We start from the raw sequence: 16066 nt of genomic DNA, 5'->3' as shown, positions 1-16066 counted from the left end.
CGTGCTGTTTGACGCAGCTTTGGCATCACCTTCATTCATCGACTTGGCAGTGCCAGGCTGCATGCCCTGGCAATCGTTCAGGACGGCCGGGCGTGAGTGACGCCACCACCTGAAGTTTGACGCCCTTGCTGGGCAACGTAGGAGGCTGCGTCTGTACGTGGGAAGACGATGCTGAGTGGCGCCTCGGCCTCCAACCTTAGAAATTCGGGGCGTAACCCATCGCCGCGCTTGGCAGCGATCAGGTGGAGGTTCTGCAGCAACGCAAGCATGGATAAACTCCAGGTTATATGTTCCAGCTCGAGGGCGATACGCGCGACCGGCCAGCCTCGCAGTTAGACGAGACCCTCACGAACCATCGCGGCGCGAACAGCCGGACGGGCCGCAATTCGGGCGCGGAGCGCATCCAGAGGCGCGGGAACGGGGACTTGGAAGCGGGCGGCCCAGAGCAGCATCACGAAAAGATAGAAATCCGCGACGCTGGGTTTGTCACCGAACAGATAGTCGGTCCTGAGTTGGTCCGCGAACAGGCCGAGTTGCGTCGTAATCGTCGCGCGCGCTTTGGTCTTTTCGGCATCGCTGCCTTGGTGCCACATGGGTTTGAAGCTTCGGTGTATCTCAGTCGAGACATAGGTCAGCGCTTCGAGAACGCGCGTGCGGCCCAATGGCCCTTCCACGCCAAGTGCCGGGTATTGTGATGCGACCCAATCGAGCACGGCGATGTTTTCTGTCAGCGTTTCCCCGCTATCCAGCACGAGGGCCGGAACATACCCCTTGCGCGTCACCGTGGTGAAATCCTCCCCGGAGCCTGTCCGCTTGGTTTTGAGATTGACGGTTTCGCGCTCGAAGGAAGCGCCAGCCTCCTCCAAGGCGATGTGGTCGGCCAGACTGCAGGCGAGAGGGCTATAGTAGAGTTTCACGGTCTTTCCCTTTTTCTGGACCCTCGATGACGTTTCGAAAATTTGGCCGTCGTCGGGCGCGAGACTGCTCATCGCGATGCGCCGGTCGTCATTGCCGGCGGCATCCACGCCGTCGGCAGCCAACGACGCTCCAGAGAACTCGCACTTGGCGGTGGGGATGGCTACGACACCGACAGCTAGGCGCGCCTATGCCGAGGTATGGTCGAGCTGAAACAATTGTTCGTGGTTGCCGCACCCTCAACGCCGAGCGTCTCAGCTCACATCAGGAATGGGTCAGGTGGAACCAGAGTCCCCGCCCTCGTGGACATGGCGTGCTCGACAGTCCGACCAGTCCTTCGCTCGGGAGACCATAGACGAAGGTATTGGAAGCGCGTGCCCTTGGCACGATGGCTCACATCCTGCCTTGGTTGGCATATTTCAAGCTGACATGCGGCGCGAAAACCGAAGCGTGGATTTGCGCGAAGTACCGCCGACGAAATGAAGCAGTTTTTTCCAAAGCCAGGAGTCATCATCATGCCGGAGATGACCATTATGGGTCCGGCCGTCCCGCAGTTGCCTGCGACCGACGCCGTCCATACGGCATCGAGCAAAAAAGCAGACAAAAATGCCGGCGTACCGCAGACCGTCCGCAGGCCGATCGGTCCCAAGGAAGAATCTGGCCGGGGCAACTGGGGCCATTGACCCTGACGGCATTGATTTCAGGACCGGGCGAGGCCTCGGTCTTTCCGCCGTCTCAACCGGCAAACGGTATTCCCAACCCTGGCCAGCACGGTAACCGCGACGAACCCGCTCGCAATCCCGAGTTAGCGGCACGGCTCTGGCGCCGACGTGACCCGCCTCGTAAGCATGGATCTCATGTATGGTTGACCAAGCGGACGACAACCCCGGTGTCAATATGGCCGCCGTCTCGGTCGAGGCCAGCAGCCTCGGCGACCAATTGGCGACCATCCATCTGGGTTTGAAGGCATCGCCGGTCCGCAAGTGGCTGCTCTGGACGTCGGTTGGGATCGTGGCAGTCATTGGCGCGACATCGATCGGCCAGGTCGTGCTCAACAGCTGGAACCAGCCCTTCTACGACGCGCTGGCGCGCCGCGACTTGCCGGTTCTCCTATATCAGCTTGTGATCTTTGCCCTTATTGCCGGCAGCCTTCTGGTGCTCAATATTAGCCAGGCCTGGCTTAACCAGATGATCCGGCTGAAGCTGCGCGAGGCGTTGACGCTCGACCTGATCGAGCAATGGATGCACCCGGCGTGGGCGTTGCGATTGACAAATGCCGGTGCTATCGGCGTCAATCCCGATCAGCGCATGCAGCAGGACGCCGCGCATCTTTCCGATCTGTCGACGGACCTTGGGATCGGGCTGCTGCAGTCGTTCATCCTGCTGGCGTCTTTTGTTGAGGTGCTCTGGCGGGTTTCTTCTGGCTTCGTCTTCCACATTGGCGGTTATCCCTTGGCGATACCAGGTTACATGGTGTGGGCGGCGCTGCTTTATGCCGGCATAGCATCGTGGCTGAGTTGGCTGGTGGGGCGCCCGCTGGTCAATCTCGACGGTGATCGTTACACACGGGAAGCGGAACTGCGCTCCTCCATGGTGCGCATCAACGAAAATGTCGATGCCATCGCGCTCTACCATGGCGAGGCCGACGCGAAGCGACGGCTCGAAATGGACCTCAGTGCGGTGCTGGCAGCGATGCGGCGCATCTACACCGCCCAGATCAACCTGTCATGGGTGACCAACACTTACGGCTGGATTGGCATCGTGGTCCCAATCCTTATCGCGGCACCTGTGTATTTCTCGGGCCAGATAGGCTTCGGCGGACTGATGGTGGCAGTCGGCGCGTTTAACCAGATGAATTCTTCGCTGCGCTGGTTCATCAACAACGTAGGCAGCATCGCCGACTGGCGCGCCACGCTGATGCGTGTTGCCGATTTTCGCATCGCGCTGAATAAGACCGACGTGGTGCACGACATGGAAAAGCCCATTGAAGTCGGCGACAATGCCGATGGGCCTGACCAACGAGAAACTTGAGACCTGCTGTCCCGAATAGAAGGGCAAGCAGCCTGTTCTCGCGCTGGACGAGGTTGTTCCCGGCTCTCCTCACGGATTGCTTTGAGAGTAAGGACAGACGTCAACTTACACGATCTGCTAAATGCTATTGGCCGGGCAACGTCTTTGCTCCTCGGAGCGGAGGAATGCCACTTGGCATGTATGCCGGGGATCGCACATCCCTGACGAACTATGATCGAGCGCATCGCTGTCTTCTACAATCATCGCCTGGCCGCCCTAGACTTTAGCATCGACGAACAGGTGCCTGCGTAGAATTGGCGGGTACCTGGGACTGCCCCATTCTCCGCGTACCGGCCACCTCCGTGGCACGGCTGAAGAAGGAGATGAAAATGAGAAATGATGTACCAAGCAAGGGGTTGGAATGGACCAACCTTATTCTCGGCGCAGCCTTGGCCTGCGCCGCAATCATGTTCGTCGGGCTACCTGCTGCGGCTTGGGACGCTGGGGTCGTGGGCGCGCTGATTGTGTGCAGCTCTGCCGTGGCCCTCTACCGGTACGGGGACTGGACGGAATGGTCCAACCTCACCTTGGGGTGCTGGGCGGTGGTCGCTCCGTTTCTGCTCGGCTTCGGATCTGCGCAGGGGCCGATGTGGACGCATGTCCTGGTCGGGGTTTGCGTAACGACAACAGCTGCGGCGCAACTTGTGGCAAGTCGCAGGACCCAAGCTCATTCGAGCTCCAACTAACTCTGTTGCCCGGAGGGCGCCGCGGCGCGGCAACGGGGAGTTTCGGCTTGCCTGCTGTGCCTCGGCGCCTCCAACGCTGCTGCGCGGCTGCAGCGCTCAAACCAGATGGGGCCCTATACTCAGGCTAAGTCTGTCTAAACAAACCTCCATGCCTACATCGTTGCCGTGTTGCACTGGCCTCAATGCTTCTGTCATGTCAGATATTGAGGAGAAGTTGTCGTTTTCCTCAGCCCAGAATTCGTGGTGTCCGGTGCGACGAAAGGAGATTGCGTTCGATCTTGGTTTTAGCGAAGTGACTGTGAAAAAATTCGCGGTCCGTCTCACATCCATTCAACGATTGTCAGCCGCCTCCAACCTATTTCAGTGCCAGTTGAAGATGGCTTCGGCTGCCGGGAAAGCAGTCGCAGAATCGGTAAAAAACGGGGCGCCTTGCGACTGAGTAGACGCGGCCACGATGACAGGTCGGCCGGGGAAGCGGATCCAGAGGGTCTCAGATGGAACTAACCTCATTGCGGCAGCGCCACGCCATGGCCTGCCGCGATTGGCGTTGGATGCGTTTTGGTTACGCTTTTAACCCATGAGCCATCTGACCTGTTGGTCGTGGTCGCAATTGTCTGCGTCTGCATGGGCTGGAAGGCGGGATCGGATGCCGTAGCAGCCGTGAGCTTGGTGTCAGCGGCGATCCTGCTGTCGCCGGAATACGTCACAGAGAACGGTCTTGCTCGGTTCGCGGCGTTTGTTTCGGGGCGTTTGCACTTTGGCTGGTGGTAAGAATCTTCGGGACCATCAGCTTCTATAACCGACTTTACCAGAGTGCCGGGTCGGGCATCGCCGATATTCCGGGCATCGCCTGGTCCGCCTGTCCGGACGGACGCCTTCGGTTTCTCACTCCCGCAGCCCTTTGGGTACATTGGCGTCACGGTCGAGGAAATGCGCGAGATCATGGATGCCGACGACTTGTCTCGGTGGCGGAGATTTGTCCACCCCGACGATGTCGAGGCGAGCATGGCGCAATGGCGCCACAGCCTAGAGATGCCTCGCGCGATGACCAGGGACGAATCGTCGGCTGGCATGGCCATACCGAGGACATAGACGACCGGCGCAAAGCGGAGACCGCGCTGCGCAGGAGCGAGAGGGAGCTCAGGCTGCTGATCGATACGGTGCCCACGATGATCTGGCTGATGACGCCGGCGGGATTGCCGTACTATTTCATCAAAACGGTTCGCAGACTGGGCGGGCATCAGTTCAGCCAAGGAGGAACCGCGAGGCACGCGGCAGTTCGCCTCGCATGTGGAGTTGTTTCATCAGAATGACCAGGCGGGCGTCAAGGCCGTGTTTCAGAAGTCATTTGCCCGGGGAGAGCCACTCCAGCACAAAGGTCGGCTGTGCAGCAAGGATGGCGAATATCGCTGCATCGATTCGCGTTCAACCGTTGCGCGACGAAGACAGAACAATCCTTCGCTTGTACGGCGTCAATTTCGACATCGACGACGAGGTCCGCGCGCAGGAATCACTGCGTCTGGGGGACGAGCGGCTCGCGCGCGCCCTGCGCGCCGCCAGCGGAGATCATCTCCCGGACCGCACGACACGACTGGGCTGGTCATTAGGGCGGATGCTGGGGATGCCCGCGATATCGGGCTGGTGAGGTGGGCGGATGAGGTCGGATTCGCTTAGCACGCCAGCCGCCGCTCCGTTTTCGCCGCATACAACGACAAGGCCAATGCCAGGCTTCGAAAGCGAAAGCGCCGCGGCTTGCGCCGCCGAGTTGGCCTCGATCACCATAAGGCGAGCCTTTGTCGGCGCGTTGAGTTGTTCGATGTGCATCAAAGTCCTCCGAGATCGCCCTACCTTCTGTCGACCTCACTTTTCGAATGTCGTCAGGTTTGTGTCGTCCGTATCAACGACGAACACGGCAAGCAATCGAGCAGGCTCGGTGGTGCTGGCATTTCCGCTGACGCCGTGATGATCACCGGGGAACTCGGACCAACTGTCGCCAGTCCGATAGGTGGTCACTGGCCCATTATTGACCTGACTGCGGATCGCGCCTTCCAGAACCGTTGCGAAGATAAAGGCCGACTTCGCGTGAGTATGTGACGGGGAGCTGCCGCCAGGCCCATACTCGACCAGCACGGCACGCATGCTCTTGCCGGGCACATTCGGGAGTTGGTGGTCGTAGACCATGGTCACCTTTGCGCCTGAAGAATCGTCGGCCTTGGCCGCGGTTGCAAAAACAGCTGCAAGAGCAGCGGTACAGAGGATGGTCTTAATCATGGTTTGGGTTCCTTGTTTGCGATGAGGTGAAGAAGGGATCGCCGGCCGATGGGAGGGGCGGCCGGCGATCAGGCTCTTGCCGGGGGGAGCGGCGTGAGCCTATGACCTGATGAAGGCGAGCAGATCAGTTTGGCTATGTCGCGCTGGGCCGTGACATGACGTACGTGCGGAACACTCTCAGAAACCTTCAGTGTCCCGCCGTCGAGCGGCACGCAAATCACAGATCAGTTCCGCTGGAGCTGGGCGTGGCCGAACCAGTCTTCGAAGTCCGTTGCACCGATGCGCGGATGATCGCCTGGCACGAGGGAGCGATCGTTAAGTTCCGTGCCAAAATAGCGTGCCTGGGGATCCGCTGTTACTTTACGCGGATCGTTCGTTGCCTTCAGAAATCTAGCAACGAGGTCGCTCATGCGGATCGGCTCTGGGCCTGCAATCTCGATCACGCCATTGACCGGTGGCGAAAGCGCCACATCCGTCATGATGTCCGCGACGTCGTCAGACGCGATTGGTTGAAAATAGGCATTCGGAACTGTCGTGACGTCTCCGACAGTACCCGACTGGGCAATGCCGCTCAGAAATTCGAAAAACTGCGTCGAGTGGACAATCGTGTATGGGATTGCGGAGCCTCGGATCAGCCTTTCCTGGGCCATCTTGGCGCGCATGTAGCCGCTATCAGGCAGACGCTCGGCGCCCACGATCGAAAGGGCGATGTGGTGCTTCACGCCCGCGGTTTTTTCTGCTGCGAGCAAGTTCCGGCCAGAGGTCTCGAAGAACTCCAGAACGGCCTTGTCCTCGAAAGAGGGCGAATTGGCCAGGTCGATGACGACCTGCGCTCCCGCAAGCGCTTCGGAGAGACCCTCGCCGGTGATCGTGTTGACGCCGCCGTTAGGTGACGCTGCGAGCACATCATGGCCCTTCTTACGCAGCCTCTCGACTGTCTTCGAGCCGATCAGTCCGGTTCCACCAATAACTACGATCTTCATGACGTACTTCCTCGGTCCGTGATTCAGTTTCGATTTTCTGATCGAGCGGCCAAGTGGCCGGCGCATCGCTTGTCTTCGTTCGAGACAGTGCACCGGGGCTGCCGGTCCAGGCTATCGACCGGAAGCATCTGTCATGCGATGCGAAGGTCTAGGACGAATGCATCCGTCGAACGGGGACTCTAGTCAGCAGGGAGACAGCGACTTGAGGTACTAGCTAAGCCGGCATGCCGCCCGGGAGCGGCCAGGGGCCATCACCATCAAGGTCGGCTGAGAGGCAGCTTCGGCCAGCGGCAAATTCCTCTTCGACCGCACTGAGGCGCATTCCGGTCAGGCAGCTTTGGGGCACGGAAGCGGAATGGCAGCTCTCGTGCTACTGACCTTAGAGAGCGGACCGTAGGTTGGGATGGACGTCGTCACCACCTGACCTTTTCTGGCATTGAGTTCCAGCCGGTCTGCGGGGTAAGCGCAACCCGATCATGCCGCCGCGCTACTCAATGCGATTTGATTACTCGGCCTAGCAATCTGACGATCAGCGCTAGCTCTGCACGCGTGTCGAAGATTTTCACCCTGGTCGACCACGTTCGTGGCTTGGCGGCAAAGAGCGCCCGCCTCGAGCGCGCATATTATCCTGAAAAAACTTCTTCATCTCTCGAAAAGCAGTGAATCCAAAACAGCGGGCAAGCCTTGTCAGCGCGGTAGTGCCGACGCCACAACGGCGGGCGATTGCCTCAGCGCTTTCAAATGCAATGATCTCCGGTTTTTCGAGTGCTTGCCGAGCTACCTTCTCGAGAGCGGGGGTCAATCGAAGCTCGCGCTTCGCGATCGCAGTTTTGATCTCATCAAGACATTTCGGTCTGTGTGCAAGTACAGGCGATTTCATCCGAACACCTCCAGAACTTCCAAGAACCGGCAGCCAGACGGTCCTGAGATCCAGCCCATGACGGCAAGGCTTTCAAGAGCCACGTCAGCCCAAGCGCTCGGAGGCGAACGATCCGGGCGAGGCAGGGAAAACGACGGTCTTGTTGCCGTTGAGGAAAACCCGTCGGTGGATATGGGCGTGAATTGCCCGGGAGAGCACCTGTGCCTCGACGTCGCGGCCGAGGCTGACATAGTCCTCATTGGACTGCGCATGCGTCACACGGATCGTGTCCTGCTCGATGATCGGGCCCTCGTCCAGATCGGTCGTCACGTAGTGTGAAGTGGCTCCGATCAGCTTTACACCTCGCTCGTAGGCCTGTTTGTAGGGATTGGCGCCCTTGAACGAGGGCAGGAAGGAATGGTGGATGTTGATGATCCGGCCTGACATTTTCCGGCACATCTCTTCCGAGAGAACCTGCATGTACCGCGCCAGGACAACCAACTCGGCGCCTGTCTCCTCGACGACGCGCATCTGCTGTGCCTCTGCCTCGGCCTTGTTCTCATTCGTCACCTTGATGAGGTGAAACGGGATGTCGTGGTTCACGACGACTTTCTGGTAATCCATGTGATTGGAGATCACTGCGACGATGTCGATCGGAAGCGCTCCGATACGCCAGCGATAGAGAAGATCGTTGAGGCAATGGCCAAAGCGCGAAACCATTATGATGACCCTGCGCTTGACGCTCTCGTCGAAGAACTCCCACTCCATGCCGAAGTGCGAGGCGATTGTTTTGAAGCCCGAACGGAGTTCTTCCAGCCCCCACCCGCCTTCGGAGCGGAAGCTCACCCGCATGAAGAAGTTGCCGGTGTCGGCGTCGTCGAACTGCGCGCTGTCGGTAATGTTGCAGGTCTGGTCGGCGAGAAAGGTCGAGATCGCAGCGACGATCCCCCTGGTGGAGCGGCATTTGACGCGAAGTGCAAAGTTCAACATTGGCTCTCTTCCTGAGCGGACTACGCCTGAAGGCTGCGACGAAACGCTGTCAGCGCGTTGGAAGCAGGCAGGCGATCGTCATTGGGCCGACGCCACCAGGGACGGGCGATTTTGAGCATGGTTGTCCTCTGGCTTTGCTGTGTCTGGTTAAGCTTCAAATCAGCGAGAAAGCTTTGAAGGTGCTTGCCCGCTGATGGGGACGAGGCCGTCCCCTCCCCATTTGAGGGATGGCTCTGGAGCTGGTTCAGGCTTTCGCCTGTTCCAGGAATTGGCCGTATTCCGCCTCCGCGATCGAAACATTGTGCTGCGGCTGCGGGTAGGCGCCGGAACCGACGTCGGCGATGAATTCCTTGAACGCGGCAATCCGCTCTTGCTGGAGCCGCGCATACTCCGCTGCGAAATTGCGATAGGTCTTGGCGTGGCGTGGCTTGTGGCCGTCGGTGTGGCCCAGCACGTCCTCCGCGAACAGGTATTGCGCATCGGCTCCCGGACCGGCCCCCATACCGAGCATGATCATCGACGTGTTCTTCGAAATGAACTCGCCGATCCGGTCCGGCACGACTTCGAGCTCAGCCCCGAAGCAACCTATAGCTTCAAGCTGCTTTACCTGCTGCCAGACCTTAAGAGCTTCCTGAGCGGTCTTGCCTACGGCGCGGAACCCGGTCCAGGTGATGTATGAAGGGACAAGCCCGACATGCGCGACGATCGGCACGTGGTTGTCACAGAGTGCCTTCTGAATGTCGTAGGCGGCCGCGCAATAAAAGCAGTCGCCGCCGATCGCGGCAAAATGGAAGGCTGCGCGCAGATAGTCCTCGGCCGTCGCCAGCGGGCGGCCGTTGAAGGTCCCCCAGCCGCCGTATGGCAGTCCCACCTGGACGAAGCAACGCCCAGCCGCCTCGCGCATGTCGGGGGAGAAGAAACGGCCCTCGATGGAGAGCATGTCGATGCCAGCCGCGTCGGCCGCTGCCGCCTCTTCGAGCGTCGTCACGTAGAGCATCGAGATTTTCTGCCCGCGCGCCTTCATGGCTCGGATGTCAGCGACTGTGGGACGTGTGTTCCTGTGGACCATTGTCTTACACCGTGAATGCGTTGCGGAATGCTTCGAGCGCGGCTTCCGGGTCGCCTGAGGCGAAGGCTTCCATCCCGATGGGGCCGGCGTAGCCCATCGCCTTCAGCGCCTTGGCGATGGCATGCCAGTTCACTTCGCCTGTGCCCGGCTCCATGCGGCCCGGCACATCCGCGACCTGGACCTCGCCGATCCACGGCAGGCAGGCCCGGCAGAGTTCGATCAAGTTCCCTTCGCCGATCTGCGCATGGTAGAGATCCAAGTTGAGGCGCAAGCGCGGATGGTCGATCGACGAAACCAGCGCCAGCGTGTCTTCCGCGCGTCCGAAGGGCACGCCGGGGTGATCGACAGGAAGATTGAGGTTTTCCAGCGTGAAGGTCACGTCCTCCTTCTCGGCCATTTCCGCAACGCGGTGCAGCGTATCGCGCGCTTTCAGCCACATGGCACCGGTGACCATCTCGACCGGCATGACCGGCAAGCCACCCTCGCCGAGGCCCGTTCCGTGGAGGTTCAACCGCGCGACGCCGAGGCGTTTTCCCACCTGGGCGGTCTGTCGCGCCGTTTCCAGCAACTCCGCAGCCCCCTCCTCATCGGTCAGGCGCCCGCGCAGGTAGCCGTTCATGATGGAGAAGGTCGCTCCTGATTTCTCCAGCTTCGTCAGATCATGGTCGGGCCAATTCCAGAGGCCGACCTCGAACCCCATCTCGTGCAGGCGAGCGGCGCGCCATTCGATGGGCTTGTCGCGCCAGAGCATTTCGGCGCAAGCGGCGAGTTGAAAGATTTGGCCCATGATGACTCAAACCTCGACCATGACGCGGCCATTCTCGACCTTTGTCTTGTAAGTCTTGAGGTTCTCGCAGGCCGGGGGCGTCTCTACTTCGCCGGTCGTGAAGTCAAAAACGGAAGCGTGCTTGGGGCATTCCACCGTGTTCCCCATGACGAGACCGTCCGCGAGGTGGATCTTCTCATGCGTGCAAAGCCCGTCTGTGCAATAGTATTCATCCGCGTCGTTGCGGAAAATGGCGAAGGTGCGGCCGCCACTGTCGAAGCGTTTGGCTTCCTCGGCTTCGATTTCATCAGCGGCACAAGCGTCAACCCAGGGCATATGCGTCTCTCCTCAGATATCTTGCGGCTTGAAGTCTGCGGGAGCTGACGGCATCACGCCCTGGAGCAGCGCGACGGACTTTTCGAGCCCCTCCAGCGAGTTCAGAAGGACGTCCTCGTGCTCGATGGAAAGCCAGCCGTCGTAGCCAGCCATCTTGAGCCGGTAGCAGAACTGACGCCACCACTCCTCACCATGGCCGAAGCCGAGCGTGATGTAGCTCCACGAGCGGGCCGGAATGTCCATCAGGCTGCCATTCTCAAGCAGCGACGTCGTTGCCTGAACGGGCCGGTTCAGCATCGTGTCCTTGGCATGGACATGATAAACGGCCGCGCCTAGCGCTTCGGCGGCAGCGAGGGGATCAGCACCCATCCAGAATAAGTGCGAGGGGTCCAGGTTGGCGCCTAGGACAGGTCCTACCGCTGCTCGAAGCTTCAGGAGCGAGGGCACGTTGTATACGCACTGATTGCCGTGGAGTTCGAGCGCGATGCGATCGACACCGTTTTCCTTCGCCAGCGCCGCGATCTCGGTCCAGAAGGGTATCAGCTTATCCTCCCATTGATATCTAAGCATGGTCTGCGTTTCCGGCGGCCAGGACGAGACGACCCAGTTCGGCATGACATCGCTGGCGCTGCCTGCCGGCAGACCGCTCATGGTGCAGACAGTGCGAATGCCCATCTCGCCGGCGACGCGGATCGTGTCTTTCAACCCTTGGCCCTGGGCCGGATCCGTCGGGTGCAGCGGATTGCCGTTGGCGTTGAGGCTGATGATCTCCAGCCCACGTTCTTCGAACGCTCCAGCAAACCGCTCGCGCTTCGCTGTCGCCCAGCATGGACGAAAGCCGGAAATGCGGGGCGGTCGACCAACCGCAGGTATTCACCTCGATGCCAGATACCCCCATGCGCTTTGCATGGTCCAACACCGCGTCGAAAGGCAGACCGCCGAGACTGTCTGATACGAAACCCAGCTTCACGCGTAGAACTCCGGCTTTGCAATCATCTGCACAGGCGTACGACGGGCTTCTTTCAGCGCCACCACGCCGGCCTCGGCAACGACGGCGGCGCAATAGCCGTCCCAGCAATCCGAGGCGGTCGCGGGGAACGCGCCAGTCATGACAAAGCGAAGGAAGTCGCGGTTCTGGCGGCGATAGGCGTCGTAATAGCGCGTCCGCCAGTCGGCGTCGTAGGTTGTGCTTTGGGCAAGCGCCGACTCCCTGCGGGTGTAGGCAACGTTGTTCGTCGCCACGGCGCCGTTCTCGCCAATCAGCTCGGCACGAACGTCATAGCCATAGGCGGCGTTGTTGTTGATCTCGATATTGACGAGCTGCCCGTCCACCGTTTCCAACACCATGAAGACAGGTGCGACACGCGCGTCAGAGCGGCTTGGCTGGAATGCGGAGATGGCAGCATATTCGGTGCCGAGCACATATCGCACGACATCGAATTCGTGCGGGGCCGAATTGGTGATAGCCATCGCGCCGGAGAAGTCGGCCGCAGGCGTTTCAACATTGCGGTGAAAATTGTGCATGATCAGCGCCCGGCCGAGATGACCATCATCAAGCGCTTGCTTCATTTCCTGATAGGAGCGGTCGTAACGCCGCATGAAGCCGAGCTGGACGAATTTCGCCCCCGCTTTCTGTTCGGCTTCCATCACGGCGATGCAGTCAGCTGATGCTTGTGACAGCGGTTTTTCGCATAGAACCCGCTTGCCGGCGGCGATGCAGGCCATCGAAAGCGGCGCATGCGTGAAATCGGGACTCGCAATGATCACGGCGTCCACGTCTTGCCGCGTGATGGCGCCCTGGGGGTCAGTGGCAATGTCGAAGGCACCAAATGCATCGGCGACCAGACGAGCGCGCTGCTCATCCATGTCGCAGACCAATTGGAGCTTTGCGCCGGGCAGCTCCTCGGCGACTATCTTGGCATGATCTGCGCCCATTAAGCCGGCGCCGATCACCGCAATGCGGATTGTCATCTCAGTCCTATTCCTTGCGTTTCGAATTTACGGGCAGCGGCGCGCCATGATGCGCAGCCGACTTGCTGGGCCTCCAGGGAAGGGTCTACGGGGCGGCTGATCCCTCCACCACCTGGAGGGACGGCGGGTGCCCCTCATGCGTTTCCATGTAACCCTCGACCTGGGCTTCGAGGTCGGCCATGGTCTCGCCGCCTGCCATCAGATCTGTGATCTCCTCGCGGGACCGTTGGCCTTTGCGGAAATCGGCGGCGATGGCGCCGCGGATCAGCACCGCGAAATGATCGCCGACGGCCATGGCGTGCATGACCTGGTGGGTGATGAAGACCACGGCCAGGCCGCGCCGCTTCGCCTCGTTGACGATACGCAACACGTGCGATGCCTGCTTGACGCCGAGCGCCGCGGTCGGTTCGTCCAGGATCAGTACGCGCGCTCCAAAATACACAGCACGGGCAATGGCGAGCGACTGGCGTTCGCCGCCGGACAGTCCCCCTACCAGGCGGTCACCGTCATCGATGCGGGTGATTCCGAAATCGCGTACCGCTTTCACCGCGATTTCGTTGGCGCGCTTGCGGTCGTAGATCTTGAACGGTCCCCAGCCTTTGGTCGGCTCTACGCCGACGAAGAAGGACCGCCCGATGCTCATCAGCGGGAAGGTGCCGCCGAACTGGTGCACTGTAGCGATTCCTTGTGCCTGGGCCTCCCGAGGTCCAGAGAAGGTAACCGGCTGACCGTCCATCAGTATCTGGCCGCTGGTGGGTTTGTGGACACCGGCGAGCGTTTTGATGAGGGTCGACTTGCCGGCGCCGTTGTCACCGAGCAGACAAAGAACTTCGCCAGCGCGCACCGTCAGCGAAATATCGTGCAGGACGTCGATTGGTCCGAAGGACTTGTTGACGTTTCTCAGTTCGAGAATGGCAGGTTTGTCGTTCATGGCGGGCACATCTCCCATCTGCGATCCGGCTGGCCTGACACTGTTGTTCGGCGAGGAAATTGAAGGTCGATGCTCGTCGATCGATGCGAGGCCATTGCTTGGCTGCTGTAGCAGATCATTTTTCATGGGTTTGCTGGCTCCCGCGGCACGCTTCGCTCGCGCCGCGGCCTGAAGTACAGAGCCAGGTCGCGGAAGGACTGGTTCATCATCACCGCCACCAGAAGCATCACGCCGATGATCAGGTTTGACCAGTTCCGGTCAATCTGGGTGAAGTAGATGCCCTGGCTGACGATGGCGAAGGTGATGGTGCCGACGAAGATACCCACGACCGACCCGAAACCGCCGGTCAGCAGCACGCCGCCCACGACCACGGACACGATGGCGTTGAAGATAAAGCTCATGCCACCGGAGACCTGGGCGGAATTGAACAGGATCGCCTGACAGATCCCGACAAAAGTGGCGCTGACTGCCGACAACACAAACAGCGCAATGGTCACGCGGTCTGTCGGAATGCCGGCGTTGCGGGCGCTGACGCGGTCGCCGCCCATTGCAAATAGCCAGTTTCCGTAACGGGTCTTGTGCAGAACGAAGCCTGTGATAGCAGCGAAGGCGACCCACCAGATGATGATGACTTGGTGACTGCCGCCGATCAACTGGCCGAAGAGGAATTTGGCCCAATCCGGTGCGGTCAGGGCAACGCTGGCATTACTGGTCAGAAGCACCGAAGCACTGAGCACCACCCCCTGCATGGCGACCAGCGTGGCCAGAGTAATGATGAGCGAGGGCACGGAGGTGCGGATCGTCAGCAGACCGTTGACCAGGCCTACCGCCACGCCGACTGCCAGCGCTCCAGCTATTCCTACCCCTATTGGCAATCCGTAGTAACCTGTGAGTATGGCGGTTGTCATGGAACCAGCGGGGATCAGAGCGCCGATGGAAATGTCCAGTTCACCTGAGATCATCAGCAGCCCGACGGGAATGGCGACGATGCCGAGATTGGCCGCGAAATTGACCCAACTCGCCGCGCCAACGAGCGTACCCAGGTTGGCGCCGCCGAATAGAACGAAGAACAACACCACGCCAATAAGACTGAGGATCGAGCCGGCTTCGGGACGACGCAGCACGGATTTGATCACGTCCATCATGGCTGCTTTCCTCTCTTCGAAGAATAGCTGAGTGCCAATTGCCGGAATGTGTCGTTTGTCAGCACCGCGATCAAAAGAAGCGCGCCGATTATGATGCTTCCGATGTTGGGATCCAGGCTGGTGAAGTAGATGCCCTGGTTCACGATCGAGAAGGTAATCGTGCCAAACACGATGCCAACGATCGAGCCGAAGCCACCCGTGAGCAGAACGCCCCCGATGACCACACACATGATGGAATTGAAGATAAAGGACTGACCAGCCAGAACCTGCGCACTCTGATAGACCATCACCTCGCTGACCCCGACGAAAGCGGCACTGAAGCCGGATAGCATGAACAGACCGATGGTCAGCCGCTTGGTCGGAATGCCAACGTTGCGCGCACTTTCCTTGTCGCCACCGAGTGCATAGATCCAGTTGCCCAGGGGGGAGATGTGCAACAGCCAGAATAGGCCAATCACGAACAGCACCCACCACAGGATCGTGACTTGGAACATGCCGCCGAGATAGTCGCCGAAGATTGCCTTGGTAAGCGGGTCTGGCACCAGTGACACGCCGGTGCTGCCGGCGATCTTGACGGTGAGACCTAGCGTCAGGCCCATCGTGAGGAACATGGTGCCGATTGTGATTATGAGTGACGGGATGGTCGTTCTCGTCACGAAGAGCCCGTTGAGGAGGCCGACAGCGAGGCCGAGGCCAAGCGCGGCCGTTATGCCAAGCCAGTCGGGAAGCCCATAGTGACCCGAGATGATGGCAGCGGTAAGCGACGCTGCGGGGATCACGGCGCCGACCGAGATGTCGAGTTCCCCGGCGATCATCAATAACCCTATCGGCATGGCGATGATCCCAATCTCGGACGCGATGTTCAACCAACTGGCCGTGCCGGCTGCCGATAGGAAGCCGCTTCCGCTGAACAGGCCAAAGAAAAGCAGAACCGCGACCAGGCCAAGGAACGAGCCCGACTCTGGTCGACGCGCCAGCCGGCCGAGGGCGAGTCCGGACCGCGTGGGGTACGCCGTCTGGATCGATGTGGAAGTCACGGGATGTGCCATTGGGTAATCCGCGAGCGGGCGGCAA

Annotated in this window: 15 protein-coding genes and 3 pseudogenes; 5 read left to right on the top strand and 13 right to left on the bottom strand. The window is 60.2% G+C overall.

Going from position 1 to position 16066, the window contains the following annotated elements; translation table 11 throughout:
- Window positions 1-332 precede the first annotated feature (332 nt).
- Window positions 333-1040 (bottom strand): glutathione binding-like protein, encoded by a 708-nt coding sequence (locus NKJ01_RS18490; RefSeq protein ID WP_352729960.1) that lies wholly within the window; start codon window positions 1038-1040, stop codon window positions 333-335.
- Window positions 1041-1430: 390 nt separating this feature from the next.
- Here NKJ01_RS18490 and NKJ01_RS18485 point away from each other — a divergent pair, with 390 nt between their 5' ends.
- From NKJ01_RS18485 to NKJ01_RS18465, 5 genes and pseudogenes are all read left to right on the top strand, one after another.
- Window positions 1431-1598 carry a hypothetical protein gene (locus NKJ01_RS18485; RefSeq protein ID WP_352729958.1) on the top strand — a complete coding sequence of 56 codons (168 nt, stop codon included), beginning with the start codon at window positions 1431-1433 and terminating at the stop codon, window positions 1596-1598.
- Between the two features lie 178 nt (window positions 1599-1776).
- Window positions 1777-2962: pseudogene (locus NKJ01_RS18480) on the top strand (ABC transporter ATP-binding protein/permease); the annotation flags it as partial.
- A 346-nt stretch (window positions 2963-3308) separates the two neighbouring features.
- The gene (locus NKJ01_RS18475) at window positions 3309-3671 is read left to right on the top strand and encodes an SPW repeat protein (protein ID WP_352730044.1); all 363 of its coding nucleotides are present in this window, start codon (window positions 3309-3311) and stop codon (window positions 3669-3671) included.
- Window positions 3672-4877: 1206 nt separating this feature from the next.
- A pseudogene (locus NKJ01_RS18470) lies at window positions 4878-5072 on the top strand (PAS domain-containing protein); the annotation flags it as partial.
- Window positions 5068-5316 carry a hypothetical protein gene (locus NKJ01_RS18465; protein WP_352729956.1) on the top strand — a complete coding sequence of 83 codons (249 nt, stop codon included), beginning with the start codon at window positions 5068-5070 and terminating at the stop codon, window positions 5314-5316. The pseudogene NKJ01_RS18470 and the gene NKJ01_RS18465, both read left to right, overlap by 5 nt.
- Window positions 5317-5531: 215 nt before the next feature.
- On the opposite strand, the gene NKJ01_RS18460 is transcribed toward NKJ01_RS18465, so the two are convergent.
- From NKJ01_RS18460 to NKJ01_RS18405, 12 genes and pseudogenes are all read right to left on the bottom strand, one after another.
- Entirely contained in the window at window positions 5532-5942 is a 411-nt protein-coding gene (locus tag NKJ01_RS18460; RefSeq protein ID WP_352601040.1) for a cupin domain-containing protein, read from the bottom strand.
- Window positions 5943-6166: 224 nt separating this feature from the next.
- Complete coding sequence (locus NKJ01_RS18455; RefSeq protein WP_352729954.1) at window positions 6167-6925, bottom strand: SDR family oxidoreductase; 759 nt, start codon at window positions 6923-6925, stop codon at window positions 6167-6169.
- Window positions 6926-7487: 562 nt separating this feature from the next.
- Window positions 7488-7805 (bottom strand): MurR/RpiR family transcriptional regulator, encoded by a 318-nt coding sequence (locus NKJ01_RS18450; protein WP_352729952.1) that lies wholly within the window; start codon window positions 7803-7805, stop codon window positions 7488-7490.
- A gap of 84 nt (window positions 7806-7889) precedes the next feature.
- Window positions 7890-8774, bottom strand: coding sequence for a formyltetrahydrofolate deformylase (purU, locus tag NKJ01_RS18445; protein WP_352729950.1), 885 nt, complete (start codon window positions 8772-8774; stop codon window positions 7890-7892).
- 244 nt (window positions 8775-9018) lie between these two features.
- Entirely contained in the window at window positions 9019-9843 is an 825-nt protein-coding gene (locus NKJ01_RS18440; RefSeq protein WP_352729948.1) for a 3-methyl-2-oxobutanoate hydroxymethyltransferase, read from the bottom strand.
- Window positions 9844-9847: 4 nt separating this feature from the next.
- On the bottom strand, window positions 9848-10630 hold the full coding sequence (locus NKJ01_RS18435) for a TIM barrel protein (protein WP_352729946.1): 783 nt from the start codon (window positions 10628-10630) through the stop codon (window positions 9848-9850).
- 6 nt (window positions 10631-10636) lie between these two features.
- On the bottom strand, window positions 10637-10945 hold the full coding sequence (locus NKJ01_RS18430; RefSeq protein WP_352601028.1) for a MocE family 2Fe-2S type ferredoxin: 309 nt from the start codon (window positions 10943-10945) through the stop codon (window positions 10637-10639).
- 12 nt (window positions 10946-10957) lie between these two features.
- Window positions 10958-11915 (bottom strand): annotated as a pseudogene (locus NKJ01_RS18425) (sugar phosphate isomerase/epimerase family protein).
- The gene (locus tag NKJ01_RS18420) at window positions 11912-12916 is read right to left on the bottom strand and encodes a Gfo/Idh/MocA family oxidoreductase (RefSeq protein WP_352601024.1); all 1005 of its coding nucleotides are present in this window, start codon (window positions 12914-12916) and stop codon (window positions 11912-11914) included. Before NKJ01_RS18420 ends, NKJ01_RS18425 begins: the two are co-directional and overlap by 4 nt.
- 85 nt (window positions 12917-13001) lie before the next feature.
- Entirely contained in the window at window positions 13002-13847 is an 846-nt protein-coding gene (locus NKJ01_RS18415) for an ATP-binding cassette domain-containing protein (RefSeq protein WP_352601022.1), read from the bottom strand.
- Between the two features lie 122 nt (window positions 13848-13969).
- Window positions 13970-14989, bottom strand: a complete 1020-nt coding sequence (locus NKJ01_RS18410) for an ABC transporter permease (RefSeq protein WP_352730043.1) — start codon at window positions 14987-14989, stop codon at window positions 13970-13972.
- On the bottom strand, window positions 14989-16041 hold the full coding sequence (locus tag NKJ01_RS18405) for an ABC transporter permease (RefSeq protein WP_352729943.1): 1053 nt from the start codon (window positions 16039-16041) through the stop codon (window positions 14989-14991). Before NKJ01_RS18405 ends, NKJ01_RS18410 begins: the two co-directional genes overlap by 1 nt.
- Between the last annotated feature and the right edge of the window lie 25 nt (window positions 16042-16066).

The sequence above is a fragment of the Mesorhizobium sp. M0276 genome (assembly GCF_040321755.1).
In the GTDB taxonomy this organism is placed as follows: Bacteria; Pseudomonadota; Alphaproteobacteria; order Rhizobiales; family Rhizobiaceae; genus Mesorhizobium.
The sequence above is the reverse complement of the archived record's forward strand: the minus strand, read 5'-3'. Positions and strand labels throughout refer to the sequence as shown.

What these genes read in the sequence shown, in the direction of transcription:
- NKJ01_RS18420 (WP_352601024.1), bottom strand. Translation starts at nt 12,916, where the DNA reads ATGACAATCCGCATTGCGGTGATCGGCGCCGGCTTAATGGGCGCAGAT.
- NKJ01_RS18465 (WP_352729956.1), top strand. Translation starts at nt 5,068, where the DNA reads ATGGCGAATATCGCTGCATCGATTCGCGTTCAACCGTTGCGCGACGAA.
- NKJ01_RS18415 (WP_352601022.1), bottom strand. Translation starts at nt 13,847, where the DNA reads ATGAACGACAAACCTGCCATTCTCGAACTGAGAAACGTCAACAAGTCC.
- NKJ01_RS18430 (WP_352601028.1), bottom strand. Translation starts at nt 10,945, where the DNA reads ATGCCCTGGGTTGACGCTTGTGCCGCTGATGAAATCGAAGCCGAGGAA.
- NKJ01_RS18475 (WP_352730044.1), top strand. Translation starts at nt 3,309, where the DNA reads ATGAAAATGAGAAATGATGTACCAAGCAAGGGGTTGGAATGGACCAAC.
- NKJ01_RS18460 (WP_352601040.1), bottom strand. Translation starts at nt 5,942, where the DNA reads ATGATTAAGACCATCCTCTGTACCGCTGCTCTTGCAGCTGTTTTTGCA.
- NKJ01_RS18410 (WP_352730043.1), bottom strand. Translation starts at nt 14,989, where the DNA reads ATGGACGTGATCAAATCCGTGCTGCGTCGTCCCGAAGCCGGCTCGATC.
- purU (WP_352729950.1), bottom strand. Translation starts at nt 8,774, where the DNA reads ATGTTGAACTTTGCACTTCGCGTCAAATGCCGCTCCACCAGGGGGATC.
- NKJ01_RS18485 (WP_352729958.1), top strand. Translation starts at nt 1,431, where the DNA reads ATGCCGGAGATGACCATTATGGGTCCGGCCGTCCCGCAGTTGCCTGCG.
- NKJ01_RS18440 (WP_352729948.1), bottom strand. Translation starts at nt 9,843, where the DNA reads ATGGTCCACAGGAACACACGTCCCACAGTCGCTGACATCCGAGCCATG.
- NKJ01_RS18450 (WP_352729952.1), bottom strand. Translation starts at nt 7,805, where the DNA reads ATGAAATCGCCTGTACTTGCACACAGACCGAAATGTCTTGATGAGATC.
- NKJ01_RS18455 (WP_352729954.1), bottom strand. Translation starts at nt 6,925, where the DNA reads ATGAAGATCGTAGTTATTGGTGGAACCGGACTGATCGGCTCGAAGACA.
- NKJ01_RS18405 (WP_352729943.1), bottom strand. Translation starts at nt 16,041, where the DNA reads ATGGCACATCCCGTGACTTCCACATCGATCCAGACGGCGTACCCCACG.
- NKJ01_RS18435 (WP_352729946.1), bottom strand. Translation starts at nt 10,630, where the DNA reads ATGGGCCAAATCTTTCAACTCGCCGCTTGCGCCGAAATGCTCTGGCGC.